15 protein-coding genes are annotated in these 16,575 nt (G+C 72.3%); 8 read left to right on the top strand and 7 right to left on the bottom strand.

Annotated elements, in window-relative coordinates; genetic code table 11:
• Nucleotides 1-23 precede the first annotated feature (23 nt).
• Nucleotides 24-686, bottom strand: a complete 663-nt coding sequence (locus SLW52_RS09470; RefSeq protein WP_193314164.1) for a TetR/AcrR family transcriptional regulator — start codon at nucleotides 684-686, stop codon at nucleotides 24-26.
• A 217-nt stretch (nucleotides 687-903) separates the two neighbouring features.
• Here SLW52_RS09470 and SLW52_RS09465 point away from each other — a divergent pair, with 217 nt between their 5' ends.
• The 8 genes from SLW52_RS09465 to SLW52_RS09430 all read left to right on the top strand — a co-directional run bounded on the left by SLW52_RS09465 (nucleotide 904) and on the right by SLW52_RS09430 (nucleotide 10,408).
• A complete protein-coding gene (locus SLW52_RS09465; protein WP_043094822.1) occupies nucleotides 904-1,560 on the top strand; it encodes a thermostable hemolysin in 657 nt (218 codons plus the stop codon).
• Nucleotides 1,557-3,050, top strand: coding sequence for an AMP-binding protein (locus SLW52_RS09460; protein WP_320740274.1), 1,494 nt, complete (start codon nucleotides 1,557-1,559; stop codon nucleotides 3,048-3,050). Before SLW52_RS09465 ends, SLW52_RS09460 begins: the two co-directional genes overlap by 4 nt.
• Entirely contained in the window at nucleotides 3,047-3,724 is a 678-nt protein-coding gene (locus SLW52_RS09455) for an iron-containing redox enzyme family protein (RefSeq protein ID WP_267099659.1), read from the top strand. Before SLW52_RS09460 ends, SLW52_RS09455 begins: the two co-directional genes overlap by 4 nt.
• The gene (locus SLW52_RS09450) at nucleotides 3,724-4,542 is read left to right on the top strand and encodes an SDR family oxidoreductase (RefSeq protein ID WP_017917188.1); all 819 of its coding nucleotides are present in this window, start codon (nucleotides 3,724-3,726) and stop codon (nucleotides 4,540-4,542) included. The genes SLW52_RS09455 and SLW52_RS09450 overlap by 1 nt, the downstream gene beginning before the upstream one ends.
• Complete coding sequence (locus tag SLW52_RS09445; protein ID WP_267099658.1) at nucleotides 4,539-5,195, top strand: tetratricopeptide repeat protein; 657 nt, start codon at nucleotides 4,539-4,541, stop codon at nucleotides 5,193-5,195. Before SLW52_RS09450 ends, SLW52_RS09445 begins: the two co-directional genes overlap by 4 nt.
• Before the next feature lie 21 nt (nucleotides 5,196-5,216).
• Nucleotides 5,217-5,894: a response regulator transcription factor gene (locus tag SLW52_RS09440; protein ID WP_010344484.1), complete on the top strand. Its 678-nt coding sequence runs from the start codon at nucleotides 5,217-5,219 to the stop codon at nucleotides 5,892-5,894.
• A complete protein-coding gene (locus SLW52_RS09435) occupies nucleotides 5,891-7,288 on the top strand; it encodes an ATP-binding protein (protein WP_320740275.1) in 1,398 nt (465 codons plus the stop codon). Before SLW52_RS09440 ends, SLW52_RS09435 begins: the two co-directional genes overlap by 4 nt.
• 114 nt (nucleotides 7,289-7,402) lie before the next feature.
• Nucleotides 7,403-10,408 carry a diguanylate cyclase gene (locus SLW52_RS09430; protein ID WP_320744244.1) on the top strand — a complete coding sequence of 1,002 codons (3,006 nt, stop codon included), beginning with the start codon at nucleotides 7,403-7,405 and terminating at the stop codon, nucleotides 10,406-10,408.
• A gap of 178 nt (nucleotides 10,409-10,586) precedes the next feature.
• Here the strand turns inward: SLW52_RS09430 and leuB are convergent, their stop codons facing one another.
• The 6 genes from leuB to SLW52_RS09400 all read right to left on the bottom strand — a co-directional run bounded on the left by leuB (nucleotide 10,587) and on the right by SLW52_RS09400 (nucleotide 16,548).
• Nucleotides 10,587-11,648 carry a 3-isopropylmalate dehydrogenase gene (leuB, locus tag SLW52_RS09425; RefSeq protein WP_320740276.1) on the bottom strand — a complete coding sequence of 354 codons (1,062 nt, stop codon included), beginning with the start codon at nucleotides 11,646-11,648 and terminating at the stop codon, nucleotides 10,587-10,589.
• Nucleotides 11,638-12,216, bottom strand: a complete 579-nt coding sequence (gene leuD / locus SLW52_RS09420; RefSeq protein WP_017914017.1) for a 3-isopropylmalate dehydratase small subunit — start codon at nucleotides 12,214-12,216, stop codon at nucleotides 11,638-11,640. Before leuD ends, leuB begins: the two co-directional genes overlap by 11 nt.
• Nucleotides 12,216-12,395: a hypothetical protein gene (locus SLW52_RS09415; RefSeq protein ID WP_267092772.1), complete on the bottom strand. Its 180-nt coding sequence runs from the start codon at nucleotides 12,393-12,395 to the stop codon at nucleotides 12,216-12,218. Before SLW52_RS09415 ends, leuD begins: the two co-directional genes overlap by 1 nt.
• The gene (gene leuC, locus SLW52_RS09410; RefSeq protein WP_295941586.1) at nucleotides 12,395-13,810 is read right to left on the bottom strand and encodes a 3-isopropylmalate dehydratase large subunit; all 1,416 of its coding nucleotides are present in this window, start codon (nucleotides 13,808-13,810) and stop codon (nucleotides 12,395-12,397) included. The genes SLW52_RS09415 and leuC overlap by 1 nt, the downstream gene beginning before the upstream one ends.
• 84 nt (nucleotides 13,811-13,894) lie before the next feature.
• The gene (locus SLW52_RS09405) at nucleotides 13,895-15,451 is read right to left on the bottom strand and encodes a 2-isopropylmalate synthase (protein ID WP_267092770.1); all 1,557 of its coding nucleotides are present in this window, start codon (nucleotides 15,449-15,451) and stop codon (nucleotides 13,895-13,897) included.
• Nucleotides 15,448-16,548, bottom strand: a complete 1,101-nt coding sequence (locus SLW52_RS09400) for a threonine dehydratase (protein WP_043094831.1) — start codon at nucleotides 16,546-16,548, stop codon at nucleotides 15,448-15,450. The genes SLW52_RS09405 and SLW52_RS09400 overlap by 4 nt, the downstream gene beginning before the upstream one ends.
• Between the last annotated feature and the right edge of the window lie 27 nt (nucleotides 16,549-16,575).

Here is a 16,575-nt window from a genome sequence, read left to right as displayed (position 1 = left end):
TCGCGGACAGCCCCACGGCCGGGCTAGCGCGCCGCATAGGCACGCAGGAAGAAGTCGATGCTGGCCTCGACATGGGCGCGGATCCGCTCCTGGCTGGCGTCGCGGCACAGCCCGCACATCATCAGCGAGTACAGCTCGCCCTTGACCAGGCAGAAGAACTGCGAGGCGGCCAGGTCGAGGTCGGCGATGTCCAGCGCGCCGGCGGCGACGTGGGCCTGCAGCAGTTGCGCCAGGTGCTGCTGGGTGCGCTTGGGACCGGCATTCCAGAACATCTCGCGGACGTGGTCGTCGCCTGTGCCCGGGGTCAGCATCATGCGGTGGGTGGCCATCGCCGCGTCGCTGCTGATCATGGCGAAGAAGGCCTGGCCGATGTCCAGCAACTGGGTGCGCAGCGGTCCTTTCAGGGCGTGCCCGAACAGGTCGTCGGGCAGCAGCGCCTGGCATTGCGCGCGCACCGCCTCGGCGAACAGGGTTTCCTTGTCGCCGTAGTGGCTGTAGACGGTGAGCTTGGAGACGCCGGCGCGGGCGGCGATGCCGTCCATGCTGACCCCGCCGAAGCCCAGTTCGGTGAACATTTCCCGTGCCGCTTCCAGGATCGCGGCGCGTTTGCCCATGTCCTTGGGGCGACCGGGCCCGGCGGGACGCGAGGAGGATTTGGCGGAGGCGGCGGACGATTTGCTGACCATGGGTGGCAATACTAGACCAGTCGGTTCGATATTTATACTAGACCCGCTGGTTCATTATTGTGACGCTGCGTTCGGCGGGCGTGGGGGCCGGGCTGCGCAGTGCGCCGGCGCGCACGGACGGCAGGGCCACGGCGTCCAATGCTTTGCTTATGCGCGGCTTACATTTGCCTAACATCGGGCTCATGGTCGCCTAATCGACTGCCCCGACGATGCCGCCATGGCCATCGTCCCCCTCTCCGCTGCTTCCGGTTTCCGCTTCGCCGATCCTGTGCTGGTCGATGCCCTGCATCCCGATCGCGCGCAGGTGGAAGCCTTCATCGCCCGGGTCTACCGCGAGCGCTACGGCGCGGTCCTGCGCGGCTTTCTTCCGCACCTGCTCGCCTACCACGGCGCCGACGGTCGCCTGCAGGCCGCGCTGGGGCTGCGCTGCGCCAGCGAGGGTCCGCTGTTCGTCGAGCAGTACCTGGCGCAGCCGGCCGAGCTGGCGATCGCCGAGCGGATGCCGCGGCGGGTGGTGCGCACGGAGTTGGTGGAGGTGGGCAATTTCGCCGCCGAGCACGCCGGCGACGCGCGGGCGATGATCCGCGCACTGACCTGCACCCTGCATGGCGCGGGCCTGCGCTGGGTGCTGTTCGTGGCGACCCGGCAACTGCGCAACGCCTTCGACCGCCTGCACCTGGCCACTGTGGAGCTGGGCGAGGCGCGCGGCCAGGATCTGCGCGACGATCCCAGCGATTGGGGCGACTACTACGCGGCGCAGCCGCGGCTGATGTTCGGCGACATCGCCGCCGGGCACGCCTTCCTGCAGCGCGAGGCGGAACCCCGCCACGGCGTGCTGCCCACGTTCCGCGCCTGCCTGGCGGGGGCGCCGTGAGCACGCCCGGCGTCGCCGACCTGCTGGCCGGCTTGCGCGGCGACGACGCGCGCGTGCTTTACGCCGATGGGGCGCTGCGCGAGCGCGATCTGCTCGAGCGCGCCCAGCGCCTGGCCGATGCGCTGCAGGGGCATGGGGTGCATTGCGTCGCCAGCCGCCTGGACAATGGCCCCGAGTGGCTGCTGCTGGACCTGGCGATCCGCCTGAACGGCGGCGTGCACGTGCCGCTGCCGACCTTCTTCAGCCCGGCGCAGGTGCAGTACGCCCTGGCCAGCAGCGGCGCGCAGGGGCTGATCGCGGCGCCGGGTCCGGCGCTGGCCGACCTTGACGGCGAGGCGTTGCGCCTGCCGGAGCCGGGACTGGCTGGCCGGCGCCTGACGCAGGCGCCGGTGGCCCTGCCCGCGGGCACCGGCTGCATCACCTACACCTCCGGCACCACCGGCCAGCCGAAGGGCGTGTGCCTGAGCGCCGACGCGTTGCTGCAGGTCGCCGGCTCGCTGGCCGACGCCGCCTCGGCGCTGGCGCCGCGCCGGCACCTGTGCCTGATGCCGCTGTCGACGCTGCTGGAGAACGTTGGCGGCCTGTACGCGCCGCTGCTGTCCGGCGCGCAGATCGCGCTGCCGTCGCTGGCCGAGATCGGCTACAGCGGCGCTGCCGGCCTGGACATCCCGACCCTGATCGCCTGCCTGCACCGCTACCAGCCGCACAGCGTGATCCTGGTGCCGCAGTTGCTGCTGGGGCTGGTCATGGCCGCCGAGCGCGGCGTGCCGCTGCCCGCCTCGTTGCGCTACCTGGCGGTCGGCGGTGGCCGCGTCGGCCCGGGCCTGCTGCGCCGTGCGGCGGCGCTGCAGTTGCCGGTGTTCGAAGGCTACGGCCTGACCGAGTGCGCCTCGGTGGTGGCCTTGAACCGGCCCGAGGCGCAGCGCCTGGGCAGCGTCGGACGGCCGCTGCCGCATGCGCGGGTGCGGGTGGTCGATGGCGAACTGCAGGTCGAGGGCGTGCGCTGCCTGGGCTACCTGGGCGCGCCCGGCCCGGCACCGGGGCCGATCGCCACCGGCGACCTGGGCCATGTCGATGCCGACGGCTTCGTGCACATCACCGGCCGCCGCAAGCATGTGTTCATCACCGCGTTCGGCCGCAATGTCTCGCCGGAGTGGGTGGAAAGCGAACTGCTGCAGCATCCGCTGATCGCCCAGGCGGTGGTGTGCGGCGAGGCGCGTGCGCACAACCTGGCGGTGCTGTGGCCGCGCCGCGCTGGCGAAGACGACGCCGCGCTGCACGGCGCGCTGGCCGAGGTCAACGCCGGCCTGCCCGATTACGCCCGCGTCGCCGGCTTCGTGCGCGCCGCCGCGCCGTTCAGCGCCGCCGACGGCCTGCTCACCGGCAACGGCCGCCCGCGCCGCGACGCCATCCTGCAGCGCTACGCCGACGCCGTGGCGCAGCGCTATGCCGAACTCGAACCCGATCCCGCCCCAGGAGCCTTCCAATGAGTTTCCATGCCCGGCTGCTCGCCGAGACCCAGGCCGAACGCGCCGACCTGATCGCCATCCCGATCATCCAGACTGCCCTTGCCGGGCAGATCGCCGGCGCCGACTACGTCGCCTTCCTCGGCCAGGCCTATCACCACGTGCGCCATACCGTGCCCCTGCTGATGGCCTGCGGCGCGCGCCTGCCGGCACGGCTGGAGTGGCTGCGCAGCGCGGTGGCCGAGTACATCGAGGAAGAACTGGGCCACCAGGAGTGGATCCTCGACGACCTGGCCGCCTGCGGCGCAGACCGCGCCGCCGCCGCCGCCTCGATGCCATCGGCGGCGACCGAACTGATGGTGGCCTACGCCTACGACATCATCGCCCGCGGCAATCCGGTCGGCTTCTTCGGCATGGTGCTGGTGCTGGAAGGCACCAGCGTGGCGCTGGCCACGCGCGCGGCCGAGAGCATCGAGACCTCGCTGGGCCTGCCGCGCAACGCCTTCAGCTACCTGCGCTCGCACGGCGACCTGGACATCGAGCATGCCGGCTTCTTCGAAGGCCTGATGGACCGGCTCGACGATGCCGACGACCAGCGCGCCGTGGTGCATGCGGCCAAGCGCTTCTACGGCCTGTACGGCGACATTTTCCGCAGCCTGCGCGCACAGCCGGCGCTGCCCATGGCGGAGGCCGCATGATGGATCTCAACGGACGCAGTGTGATTCTCACCGGCGCCAGTGGCGGCATCGGCGCCGCCCTGTGCGACGAACTGGTGGCCGCCGGTGCCTGCGTGCTGGCGGTCGGCCGCGACCCGGTGCGCCTGGCGCAGGTCGCCGGCCGGCATCCGCAGGGGCGGGTGCTGCCGCTGCCGCTGGACCTGTCCACGCCGGCCGGGCGCGCGCAGTTGCTCGCCGCCGCCGGGGCCTTGCCGATCCGTCCCTCGCTGCTGCTGATCGCGCATGCGCAGAGCGGCTTCGGCCTGTTCGCCGAGCAGTCCGAGCAGGATCTGCGGCAATTGCTCGACACCAACCTGATGGCGCCGATGTTGCTGGTGCGCGCGCTGCTGCCGTTGCTGCAGGCGCAGCCGCAGGCCACGGTGGTGGCGGTCGGCTCGACCTTCGGCAGCCTGGGGTTCCCCGGTTTCGCCGGCTACAGCGCCAGCAAGTTCGGCCTGCGCGGGCTGTTCGAGGCGCTGGCGCGCGAGTACGCCGACAGCCATGTGCGTTTCCAGTATCTGGCGCCGCGCGCCACCCGCACCGCGTTCAACACCGCGCAGGTGGATGCGATGAACCAGGAGTTGAAGGTCGGCGCGGATACGCCCGAGCGGGTGGCGCGCGCGCTGCGCCAGGCGATCGAACGCGGCGATCGGCGCCTGCAGATCGGTTGGCCGGAAAAACTCTTCGCCCGCCTCAACGGCGCCCTGCCGGGGCTGGTGGACCGCAGTTTGAAAGCGCAGTTGCCTGTGGTGCGCCGGCATGCCGCGCGCGCTCCTTCCCGATTTGGAGATGCCCGATGAACGTCCGTCTGCGTGCGCTGTCGTTGTTGCTTGCGCTGTCGCCGCTGGGGGCGGCCGTCGCCGCCGCGCCGCTGACGCCGGCGGTGGTCGCGGTGCGCGACCAGTGGGCCCAGGTCGCCTACCAGACGCCGAAGCCGCAGCGTCTGCAGGCCTATGCCAACCTGGCCGCGCAGGCGGCCGCCGCCCGCCAGGCGGCGCCGCGCGATCCCGCGGCGCTGATCTGGGAGGGCATCGTGCTGTCCAGCGAAGCCGGCGAGCGCGGCGGCCTCGGTGCGCTGGGCCTGGTCAAGCGCGCCCGCAGCGATTTCGAGCAGGCGCTGGCGCTGGACCCGGCCGCCCTGAACGGCGCCGGCTGCACCAGCCTGGGCGCGCTGTACTACCAGGTGCCGGGCTGGCCGGTGGGCTTCGGCGACGACGCCAAGGCGCGCGCGCTGCTGCAGCAGGGCCTGCAGTACGACCCGGACGGCATCGACGCCAACTACTTCTACGGCGATTTCCTGCGCGCGCAGAAGGACTGGAGCGGCGCCGCGGCGGCCCTGCGCAAGGCCCTGGCGGCGCCGCCGCGGCCCGGCCGCGAGGTGGCCGACCACGGCCGCCGCCAGCAGATCCAGGCGGCGCTGCACGAGGTCGAAACGCATCTTGCCAGCCGCTGAGCGGCCGCCCACACTGCGGTCATGCGCATCCTGCTGGTGGAAGACGATCTGTCGCTGGGAGAGGGCATCCGCACCGCCCTGCGCCGCGCCGCCTATTCGGTGGACTGGGTGCAGGACGGTGCCGCCGCGCTGGCCGCGATCGGCGATGGCGAGATCGACCTGGTGCTGCTGGACCTGGGGCTGCCGCGGATGGACGGGCTGGAGGTGATCCGGCGCACCCGCCAGCTCGGTGCCGACGTGCCGATCCTGGTGCTCAGCGCGCGTGAGCGGCCGGCCGACCGTGCGTTGGGCCTGGACGTGGGCGCCGACGATTACCTGGGCAAGCCCTTCGATACGACCGAACTGCTGGCGCGCACGCGTGCGCTGCTGCGGCGCAGCGCCGGCCGCGCCACGCCGCAGCTGGAGATCGGCGCGCTGCACCTGGACCCGGAGCGCCTGGCGGTGCGCTGGCGCGGCCGTGCCCTGGACCTGACCCGGCGCGAGTTCGCCCTGCTGTGGCTGCTGGCCGAGCGCCACGGCCGCGCCATCGCCCGCGATTCGATCCAGCAGCGGCTGTACGGCTGGGACGAGGATGTGGCCAGCAACGCAGTGGATGTGCACGTGCACCAGTTGCGGCGCAAGCTCGATCCGGCGCTGATCCGCACCGTGCGCGGGGTCGGCTACGCGCTCGACACCCAGGCCGCGACGGCGGCGCCATGAGTTCGATGCGGCGACGCTTGCTGGGCGGCCTGCTCGGAGTGGTGGTGCCGGTGTTCGCGCTGACCGCGCTGCTGAGCTACCGCGCCGGGCTGCAGGAGGCCGGCGAGATGTTCGATGCCAAGCTGGTGCAGTCCTCGCGCGTGTTGCTGAGCCTGGTCGACGAGCCGCTGGACGATCTGTCGCGGCTGGGTCCGGCCGGCGATGCCATCGTGATCCGCGGCTGGCATGGCCAGGCGCAGGGCGTGGGCGAGGCGCTGGCGTTTCGCACCGGGCACGCCTACGAAAGCAAACTCGCGTTCCAGGTGCGCGACCGCAATGGCCATCTGCTGCTGCGCTCGGACAGCGGGCCGACCCGGCAGCTGGCGCCGCTGCGCGCCGGCTTCGCCGACGTCACCCTGGATGGCGACCGCTGGCGCACCTTCAGCCTGCGCTCGCCGGGCGGGCGCTGGTTCCAGACCGGCGAACAGGCCGATATCCGCGAGGAACTGGCCGAGGACATCGCGCTGGGCACGGCCCTGCCGTTGCTGCTGGCCCTGCCGGTGCTGGTGGTGCTGGTGTGGCTGGTGGTGAGCTGGGCCAGCGGTGCCCTGAGCCGGGTCTCGCAGGCGATCGGCGAGCGTGACCCGCAGCGGCTGGAACCGCTGCCGCTGCAGGGCGTGCCGCGCGAGATCCTCGGCCTGGTCGCCGCGGTCAACGGGCTGATGCGGCGCCTGCAGACCGCGCTGGAGCGCGAACGCCGCTTCATCGCCGATGCCGCGCACGAACTGCGCACTCCCATCGCCGCGCTGAAGGTGCACGCCGACAACCTGCGCCAGGCCCGCGACGCCGACGAGCGCAGCGAATCGCAGCGGCACCTGGACGCCAGCGTGCGCCGGGTGGAGCGGCTGGTCGCACAGTTGCTGACCCTGAGCCGGGTCGAGCCGGGCGCTGCCGCCGCGGCGCTGTCGCCGCTGGCGCTGGACGCACTGGTGGCGTTGCAGGTGGAGGAGGTGCGCGACCAGGCCGCGCGCCGCGGCCAGCACCTGCACCTGCGCCGCAACGACCCGGCACGGCTGCCGGCCAACGAGGCGGCGCTGTCGGCGCTGGTGCGCAACCTGATCGACAACGCGCTGCGCTATGCGCCGCCGCAGGGCCAGGTCGAGGTGGCGCTGTGCGCCGGCCGTGACGGCGTCTGCTTCAGCGTCGAGGATTCCGGCCCCGGCATCCCGGCCGAGGCGCGCGAGCGGGTGTTCGCGCGCTTCCACCGCGAGCTGGGCAGTGGCGTGGAAGGCAGCGGCCTGGGCCTTGCGATCGTGCGCGAGGTGGTGACCGCGCACGGCGGCGAGGTGACCCTGGACGCCTCGCCGACCCTGGGCGGCCTGCGCGTCTGCGTGACCCTGCCGCTGCCCCCGTGAGCCAGGCCTGGGCGTCAGGAACACCCTGACATCGGCGCCGAACAGGCGGTGATAGATTAGCCATCTGCCCACAGGGGGTACCCGCGCGCCGTTGCAGGTGTGATTCGGAAAGGGATGGAACAGGGGGATCGGCGTCACGATAGTCGCGACGGCGCGTACGCGCTGTGTCGCCGCCTGGGCGTGGTGATATGCCTGCTGCTGGCGCTGTGCTGCGCCAGTGCCGCCGCGCGCGCCGAACCGGCCGCGCCGCTGACCGAACGCGCGGTGCTCGACCGCCCGGTGATCGCGCGCTGGACCATGGAAGAGGGGCTGCCGCACAACCTGGTGCACGCGCTGGCCCAGGACCGCGACGGCATGATCTGGGTGGGAACCTGGGAAGGCGTGGCCCGCTTCGACGGCCGCGCCTTCACCGTCTTCGATCGCCAGAACACCCCGGGCATGGAGTTGTCGGGCGTGTTCGCACTGCTCGCCGAAACCGATGGCGGCATGCTGGTCGGCACCGCCTACGACGGCGTGTTCCGCTACGCCGCCGGGCGCTGGGAGCATCTGGGCGATGCGCGCGCGCAGCGCCTGCGGGTTACCGCGATGCTGCGCGATGCCGACGGCGCGCTGTGGGTGGGCAGCGAGGACGGCCTGTTCCGGATCGAGGCCGACGGCCGCCTGGTCGATGTCGGCACCGCCGCGGGGCTGCGCCGGACCCGCATCGCTGCGCTGCTGCGCTACCGCGATGCGGTGCTGGTGGGCACCTCGCAGGGGCTGTTCCGCCTGACCGCGCACGGCACGCAGGCGCAACGCTGGGGCACGGCGGCGATGCGCACCGCCTCGATCCGGCGGCTAACCCCCGACCGTCACGGCGGCCTGCTGGTGGCCAGCGACGAGGGCGTGTTCTGGCTCGGCGGCAACGGCGAGCTGCAATGGCTGCGGCGCGGCCAGCGCGTCGATGCCGCGCTGCAGGACCAGGACGGCCAGCTATGGATGAGCCTGTCCAGCGGGCAGCTGTTGCGGCGCACCGCCAACGGCGCCAGCGACGAAGTCCTGTCGATCTCCGGCGTGGTCAGCCCCGCGTTGATCGAGGACCACGAGGGCCTGGTGTGGGCCGGCAGCACCGACGGGCTGTTCCGTGTCGCCAAGGGCGACGCCGGCGGCCTGACCCGCCAGGACGGGCTCGGCAGCGACTACGTGCGTGTGGTCGAGCAGAACGCCGATGGCACGATCTGGATCGGCCATGCCGCCGGCGTGGACCGCTGGGAGGGCGGCCGCATCCGCGCGGTACGGCTGAGCGAGCGGCCGGGCCGCGATCCATCGGTGCTGGCGCTGGCCGCTGCCCGCGACGGCGGCATGTGGGTGGGTACCTACGACCAGGGCGTGCTGCTGCTGTCGGCCGACGGCACGATCCGGCAACGCCTGGGCGTGGCCGCGGGCGTGCCGCGGACCATGGTGCGCGCGCTGCTGGCCGATGCCGACGGCGGCCTGTGGATCGGCGGCAACGAGGGGCTGCTGTACCGCAAGGGCGATCGCACGCGGGCCTACGGCAGCGCCGACGGCCTGCCCGGGCGACAGGTGCAGGCGCTGTACCGCGACCGCGCCGGCGTGCTGTGGATCGGCACCAATCAGGGCGTCGCCACGCTCGCGGGCAACGGCACACTGCAGGCGCGGCCAAGCGGGCAGGGCTTCCCGGCGCAGAACGCCTTCGACTTCCTCGAAGATGCCGACGGCACCCTGTGGGTCGCCAGCGACCGTGGCCTGCTGCGGCTGCGCGGCGGGCAGTGGCGCATCTACGACCATAGCGTCGGTCTGCCGCGCGACAAGCTGTTCCGGCTGCTCGACGACGGCAACGGCAACCTGTGGGCGAACAGCAACCGCGGCGTGCTGCGCATCGCGCGTGCGCGGCTGGCGGAGCTGGACGCGGGCCAGCGCAGCACCCTGGCGGTGGACGTGGTCGATCGCAGCGACGGCATGCCCGGCGGGCAGGGCAACGGCAGCAGCGCACCGGCCGGCTGGCGCAGCCGCGACGGTGTGCTGCTGATCCCGACCTCGGCCGGGCTGGCGCTGATCGATCCGGCCCTGCCGAGCCGGCGCAACGTGCGTGCGCCACCGCTGGTGATCTCGCATGTACAGGTGGATGGCATGGCGCAGCCGCTGCGTGGCGAGTACCGCCTGCACGGCGGTGTCGCCCGGCTCGCGGTCGGCTATGCCGGGCTGAGCTTCCGCTCGCCGGACAAGGTGCGCTACCGCTACCGCCTGCAGGGATTCGACCGGCAGTGGGTCGATGCCGGCAGCAACGAGGAAGCCGTCTACACCAACCTGCCGTCGGGCAGCTATCGCCTGGACGTGCAGGCGATGACCAGTCCGCTGGACTGGTCGCGCAGCGAACGCATCGGCAGCGCCTCGCTGCAACTGCAACTGGTGCCGCCGTTCTGGGAGCGCTGGCCGTTCGTGGTGCTGGCGGCGCTGTGCGCGACCGGTCTGATCCTGTGGTGGTACCGCGGCCGCAGCCGTCGCTACCGGCGCCGCCAGCGCCGGCTCAACACCATCATCGCCGAGCGCACCCACGAGCTGAAGGCCAAGAACCTGGCGTTGAAGCTGGCCAATCTCGAACGCGAGGACCTGGTGCGCAAGCTCGCCTACCAGGCTGGGCACGATGCGCTGACCGGCCTGCCCAACCGACGCACCGGCGATCCCTATCTCAACACGGCGCTGGAGCGGGCGCTGAGCGCGCGCACGCCGTTGTGCGTGGCGCTGCTGGACATCGACCACTTCAAGAAGATCAACGACGCCTACGGCCACGAGATCGGCGACGAGGTGCTGCGCCGGGTCGGCGAGGCGCTGCGCGACAGCCTCGGCGAGCAGGCGTTCGCCGCGCGCCATGGCGGCGAGGAATTCCTGCTGGTGCTGCCCGGCCTGGACCAGGAGGCGGCGCGCGCGCGCCTGGACGCGCTGCGCCTGCGCGTGGCCGACCTGGTGCTGTACGCCGACGACGGTCGCGCGGTGCGCTTCACCGCCAGCATCGGCTTCGCCTGCCTGTCGCCGGCCCTGCGCACCCGCCGCGACCTGCTGGTGAAGGCCGACAAGCACCTGTACCAGGCCAAGCGCGAAGGCCGCGATCGGGTGGTCGGCTAGGCCGCTGCCGCAACCCGGCCGCAGCGCGTCGGTGGCGCGGCGACGAACGTTGCGTGGGAAGCGCGCGCAGGCGCCAGGCAGGCGCCGCGAAGAGCGCGGGGCGTGGCAATGGGGAGTTCCGCACCGCCGCATCGCTGCGGCGGGCGGGAGACGGCCGGCGCGGGGGCGCCGCCGCGGATCAGGCCTGCAGGCGCTGCAGCACCGCCTGCGTGGCGGCTTCGGTGGAGATGCCCTGGCCGGGCGCGGCGAGATCGGCGGTGAACGCCTGCGCGTCGAGCGCGGCATCCACCGCCTGCTCGATCGCCGCCGCCTCGGCTTCCAGGCCCAGCGAGTGGCGCAGCAGCAGCGCCGCGCTGAGGATGGTCGCGTAGGGGTTGGCGATGCCCTTACCGGCGATGTCCGGCGCCGACCCGTGGATCGGCTCGTACAGGCCGATGCGGCCATCGCCCAGCGAGGCCGACGGCAGCAGGCCCAGCGAGCCGGCCAGCATCGAGGCTTCGTCGGTGAGGATGTCGCCGAACATGTTCTCGGTGACGATCACGTCGTACTCGCGTGGCTTGGCCAGCAGGTGCATGGCCATCGAATCGACCAACTGGTGTTCCAGGCGCACGTCCGGGAATTCCTCGCGGCCGATCCGCGCGGCGACGTCGCGCCACAGCCGCGAGGTTTCCAGCACGTTGGCCTTGTCCACCGAGACCACGTGGTTGCGGCGCTGCCGGGCCAGGCGGAACGCGCTGCGCAACACCCGTTCGATTTCCGCGACGGTGTAGCGGCACAGGTCGCTGGCGTCGCTGGCGCTGCGGGTCTTGTCGCCGAAGTAGATGCCGCCGGTCAGTTCGCGCACCACCACGATGTCCACGCCCTGCAGCAGGTGCGGCTTGATCGGCGAGGCGTCCAGCGCCGCCTTGTGCGGCTTGACCGGGCGCAGGTTGGCGAACAGGCCCAGGCCGCGGCGGATCGCCAGCAGGCCCTGTTCGGGGCGCACCTTGGCGTTGGGGTCGGACCACTTCGGTCCGCCGACCGCGCCCAGCAGCACCGCGTCGGCGCCCTGGCAGGCGGTCAGCGTCGCCTCCGGCAGCGGCTCGCCGTGGCGGTCGATGGCGATGCCGCCGATGTCGTGTTCGTGGAACTGGAAGTCGTGGCCGTGGCGTGCGGCGACGGCGCGCAGCACCGCGACCGCGGCGGCGGCGACTTCCGGACCGATGCCGTCGCCGGGCAGGACGACGATGTCAGCGTGCATGGGTGGCCTCGTAGCGTTCGATGTCGGGTTGGCGCAGCAACAGGTAACCCATCTCGTCCACGCCTTCGAGCAGGCAGGTCTGCGAGAACGCATCGAGCGGGAAGGCGTAGACGCGGCCGTCGGGCGTGCGCAGCTCGCGCGCGGCCACGTCCACGGTCAGTTCGTCGTCCGGGCGTTGCATCAGCGTCTGCACGTCGTCCTCGGCCAGCACGATCGGCAGCAGGCCGTTCTTGAGGCTGTTGTTGCGGAAGATGTCGGCGATCTCGCTGCTGACGATGGCGCGCAGGCCCAGGTCGGTCAGCGCCCACGGCGCATGCTCGCGCGAGGAGCCGCAGCCGAAGTTGCGCCCGGCCAGCAGGATCTGGCGGCCGGCGTTGTGCGCCTGGTTGAAGGCGAACTCCGGGTTCGGCGTGCCGTCGGCCTGCCAGCGCCAGTCGTTGAAGGCGTGGCGGCCGAGGCCGGCGCGTTCGGTGGTGGACAGGAACCGCGCCGGGATGATCTGGTCGGTATCGATGTTGGTCTGGCGCAGCACCACGCTGCGCGAGGTGAGGGTGGCGAAGCCGGCCATCACGGGGTCTCCTGGGAAGCGGCGGAGTCGGGGGCGGGCGCCGCGGCGTCGGCCACCGGCGGCAGCGCCGCAGGCGGCACGTGCGGCGGCAGCAGCGGCTGGTGGCGGTGCGCGAAGGCGCGGGTGGTGGTGGCGACGAAGGTCAGCGTGGCCGCGAACGCGGCGATGTGCGGCGCCATCACGCGACCTCCGCGAACAGCGCGCGCGGATCGCTGACCTGGCCGTTGACCGCCGCCCAGGCCGCAGTCAGCGGCGAGGCCAGCAGGGTGCGCGACCCCGGGCCCTGGCGGCCTTCGAAATTGCGGTTGCTGGTGCTCACCGCCAGTTGCCCCGGCGCCACCAGGTCGCCGTTCATGGCGATGCACATCGAGCAGCCGGATTCGCGCCATTCCGCACCGGCCGCGCGCACCACCTCGTGGATGCCCTCGGCCTCGGCCTGGCGCTTGACGATCTCCGAGCCCGGCACCACCAGCATGCGCACGTGCGGCGCCACCTTGCGCCCGCGCAGCACCTGCGCCACTTCGCGCATGTCGCTGAGCCGGCCGTTGGTGCAGGAACCGACGAACACCACGTCCACCGGCGTGCCGATCAGCGCGTGCCCGGCTTCCAGGTGCATGTAGTGCAGACCCTTCTGCGCCGCCGGATCCTGCGCGGCCGGGATCGGCATGTCCACCGCGATCGCGGTGCCGGGGTGGGTGCCCCAGGTCAGGGTCGGGCGGATGTCGCGCGCGTCGATGCGCACCTCGGCGTCGAAGCGCGCGCCGGGATCGCTGCGCAGCTGCGACCAGCGCTGCACGGCGGCGTCGAAGTCGGCGCCCTTGGGGCCGCGCGGGGTGTTGGCGACCCAGTCGAAGGTGACCTGGTCCGGCGCGACCATGCCGGCGCGCGCGCCGGCCTCGATCGACATGTTGCACAGGGTCATGCGCTGCTCCATGTCCATCGCTTCGATGGTGGAGCCGCGGTATTCCAGCACGTGGCCGGTGCCGCCGTTGACCCCGATCACGCCGATGATGTGCAGGATCACGTCCTTGGCGCCGACGCCCGGCGCCAGCGGCCCGTCGACGGTGATCGCCATGGTCCTGGCCTTGCGCTGCAGCAGGCACTGGGTGGCCAGCACGTGGCCGACCTCGCTGGTGCCGATGCCGAACGCCAGCGCGCCGAACGCGCCATGCGTGGAGGTGTGGCTGTCGCCGCAGACGATGGTCATGCCGGGCTGGGTGAAGCCCTGTTCCGGCGCGATCACGTGGACGATGCCGCGGTTGTCCGAGCCCATGTCGAACAGTTCGATGCCGTAGTCGGCGCAGTTGCGCGCGAGCATGTCCACCTGCGCCTCGGAGGCCGGGGTGTAGTACGGCAGCTTGCCGTCGGCGCCGCGCGGCAGGGTCGGCGTGGAATGGTCCATCGTCGCCTTGGTGCGGTCGGGCCGGCGCGGCGCCAGGCCGCGCGTCTTGAGTTCGGTGAAGGCCTGCGGCGAGGTCACTTCGTGGATCAGGTGCAGGTCGATGTACAGCACCGCCGGGGCGGCGGCGCTTTCGGGGACGACGACGTGCGCGTCCCACAGCTTGTCGTAAAGGGTGCGGGGAGTGGCGGACATTGCGGAACTACCTGGCAGGAAAGCTGGGCGGGGAAGGGGAGCGAAGGCGAGCGTGCACGAGGACGATGACCGCGCTGTGGCCGCTCAGGCCAGCGCGTCGGCCGCGGCCGGCGTGCCCTGGCGCTGGCGCAGCACGCGGTTGGCCACGTCCAGCCAGGCCAGCGCGCTGGCCTCGATGATGTCGCGGCTGGTGCCGGTGCCGTCGTACTCGACCTCGCCGTGGCGCACGCTGAGATTGGCCTCGCCGCGCGCGTCGGCGCCGATGCCGACGCTGTGTACCTGGTAGCTGTCCAGCACCAGTTGCACGCCGGTGGCGGCCGACAGTGCGGCGAACAGGGCGTCCACCGGGCCGTCGCCCTCGGCGCGCTCGCTGACCCGCTGGCCGTCCGGATCGGACAGCTCGACCTGCGCGCTGGCGCGCTGGCCGCGGTCGCTGACGGTCATCGACGACAGGCGGTAGCCTTGGCTCTCCGGCGCGTCCTGCATCATCGCCTGCAGGTCGGCGTCGTTGACCACGCGCTGCTGTTCGCACAGCGCCTTGAACGCGTCGAAGGCGATGTTCAGTTCGGCCTCGTCCAGCACGTAGCCGAGCGCACGCAGGCGCTGCTCGACCGCGGCGCGGCCGCTGTGGCGGCCCAGCACCATCTGCGAGGACTCCCAGCCCACGTCTTCCGGGCGCATGATCTCGTAGGTGCCGCGGTGGCGCAGCATGCCGTGCTGGTGGATGCCCGACTCGTGGGCGAAGGCGTTGCCGCCGACGATCGCCTTGTTGCGCTGTACCGGCATGCCGACCAGGCGCTGCAGCAACTGCGAGGTGGCGACGATGCGCGGGGTGTGGATCGCGGTGTCCAGTTCGTAGAACGCGTTGCGCACCTTCAGCGCCATCGCGATCTCTTCCAGCGCGCAGTTGCCGGCGCGCTCGCCGATGCCGTTGATGGCGCATTCCACCTGCCGCGCGCCGCCTTCCACCGCGGCCAGCGAGTTGGCCACGGCCAGGCCCAGGTCGTTGTGGCAGTGCGCGCTGAACACCACGCGGTCGGCGCCGGGGACGCTGGCGATGATCCGCGCGAACATGCCGCGGATCTCTTCCGGGGTGGTGAAGCCGACCGTGTCGGGCAGGTTGATGGTGGTGGCGCCGGCGGCGATCGCCACGCTGGCGACCTCGGCCAGGAAATCCTCCTCGGTGCGGGTGGCGTCCTCGGCCGAGAACTCCACGTCGTCCACGTACTGGCGCGCCAGCGCGACGTGCTTGCGCACCGACTCCAGCACCTGCTCGCGGGTCATGCGCAGCTTGTGCTCGCGGTGCAGCGGGCTGGTCGACAGGAACACGTGCAGGCGCGGATTGGCCGCCGCTTCCAGCGCCCGTGCCGAGGTCTCGATATCGGCGGCCAGGCAGCGCGACAGCACCGCCAGGGTCGGGCCGCGCACTTCGCGGCCGATCAGCGCCATCGCCTCGCGGTCGGACTGCGAGCTGGCCGGGAAGCCGGTCTCGATGATGTCCACGCCCAGCTCGGCCAGGGCGCGCGCCATCACCAGCTTCTGCGGCGGGGTCATGCTGCAGCCGGGGGATTGCTCGCCGTCGCGCAGGGTGGTGTCGAAAATGCGGATGCGGGGGGTCTGGGAAGAAACGGAAGTGTTCACCAGATGGGTTCCTCTACGGCGGCGTTGGCTTGCGGATGGGGATGCGGGGACGCGGCGATGCGGGCAGGAGCGGGCGGGGCGGGACGTTGGCTACGAAGTCGCTCGGCGCTGCGGCGGCGCGGCTTGCGCGGCGGGCGCGGGCGCACCTCCGACAGCAGCGTCGCCAGCACGCCGGCGTCGATGTTGCCACCGGACACCACCGCGCACTTGCGCTTGCCGGCGACGCGGCGCCCGGCCGCCAGGGCCAGCGCGCCGGCGCCCTCGGCGATGACGTGCTCCTCCAGCGCCAGGCGGACCAGCGTTTCGCGCAGTTCCGCCTCGCGCACGATCACCACATCGTCGAGCAGGCTGGCGCACAGCCGGCGGGTGATGAACCCGGGGATTTTAACCTTGACGCCGTCGGCCAGGGTGGGCACCGGATCCACGGCGCGGACGTCGCCGCGGATCGCCCGCGCCATCGAGTCCACGCCTTCGACCTGGGCGCCGACCACGCGCACGCCCTGCGAGCGCAGCGCCAGGGCTACGCCGGAGGCCAGGCCGCCGCCGCCGATCGGCACGATCACCACGTCCGGGGCGTGCGCGGCCAGCTCGATGCCGACGGTGCCCTGGCCGGCGATCACGTCCGGGTCGTCGAAGGCTGACAGGAAGCGGTAGCCGTTCTGTTCGGCCAGCTCGCGGGCGAAGGCGAAGGCCTCGTCGTAGCTGTTGCCGTGCTGGCGCACCGTGGCGCCCCAGTGCGCGACGCCGGCGATCTTGGTCTGCGGTGCGCCATGCGGCATCACCGTGATCGCCTGCACGCCCAGCCGGTGCGCGGCCCAGGCCACGCCCTGCGCATGGTTGCCGGCGGAGGCGCAGATCACCGCGCGCTCGTCGCCGCGTTCCAGCCCGGCCAGCAACGCATTGAGCGCGCCGCGGACCTTGTAGGAACCGGTGCGCTGCAGGTTTTCCAGTTTCAGCCAGACGCCGAAGCGCTCGGCGTAATGCACCGGCGTCGGCGGCAGATAGCGGCGCAGCCGCGCCTGCGCGGCCAGCACGTCGGCCACGCTGACGGCGACGTGGCCTACGTCCGGCTCCTGCGGGGCGGGGATGTTAGACATGCGCTCGGGACCCGCGGCCCGGGACCC

This window comes from Xanthomonas sp. LF02-5 (assembly GCF_034105325.1).
In the GTDB taxonomy this organism is placed as follows: Bacteria; Pseudomonadota; Gammaproteobacteria; order Xanthomonadales; family Xanthomonadaceae; genus Xanthomonas_A; species Xanthomonas_A sontii.
This window is presented reverse-complemented; position numbering and strand designations above follow the sequence as displayed.

Coding starts and splice junctions, on each gene's coding strand:
- SLW52_RS09470 (WP_193314164.1), bottom strand. CDS start 686: ATGGTCAGCAAATCGTCCGCCGCCTCCGCCAAATCCTCCTCGCGTCCC.
- SLW52_RS09465 (WP_043094822.1), top strand. CDS start 904: ATGGCCATCGTCCCCCTCTCCGCTGCTTCCGGTTTCCGCTTCGCCGAT.
- SLW52_RS09455 (WP_267099659.1), top strand. CDS start 3,047: ATGAGTTTCCATGCCCGGCTGCTCGCCGAGACCCAGGCCGAACGCGCC.
- SLW52_RS09450 (WP_017917188.1), top strand. CDS start 3,724: ATGGATCTCAACGGACGCAGTGTGATTCTCACCGGCGCCAGTGGCGGC.
- SLW52_RS09445 (WP_267099658.1), top strand. CDS start 4,539: ATGAACGTCCGTCTGCGTGCGCTGTCGTTGTTGCTTGCGCTGTCGCCG.
- SLW52_RS09440 (WP_010344484.1), top strand. CDS start 5,217: ATGCGCATCCTGCTGGTGGAAGACGATCTGTCGCTGGGAGAGGGCATC.
- SLW52_RS09435 (WP_320740275.1), top strand. CDS start 5,891: ATGAGTTCGATGCGGCGACGCTTGCTGGGCGGCCTGCTCGGAGTGGTG.
- SLW52_RS09430 (WP_320744244.1), top strand. CDS start 7,403: ATGGAACAGGGGGATCGGCGTCACGATAGTCGCGACGGCGCGTACGCG.
- leuB (WP_320740276.1), bottom strand. CDS start 11,648: ATGCACGCTGACATCGTCGTCCTGCCCGGCGACGGCATCGGTCCGGAA.
- leuD (WP_017914017.1), bottom strand. CDS start 12,216: ATGGCCGGCTTCGCCACCCTCACCTCGCGCAGCGTGGTGCTGCGCCAG.
- SLW52_RS09415 (WP_267092772.1), bottom strand. CDS start 12,395: ATGGCGCCGCACATCGCCGCGTTCGCGGCCACGCTGACCTTCGTCGCC.
- leuC (WP_295941586.1), bottom strand. CDS start 13,810: ATGTCCGCCACTCCCCGCACCCTTTACGACAAGCTGTGGGACGCGCAC.
- SLW52_RS09400 (WP_043094831.1), bottom strand. CDS start 16,548: ATGTCTAACATCCCCGCCCCGCAGGAGCCGGACGTAGGCCACGTCGCC.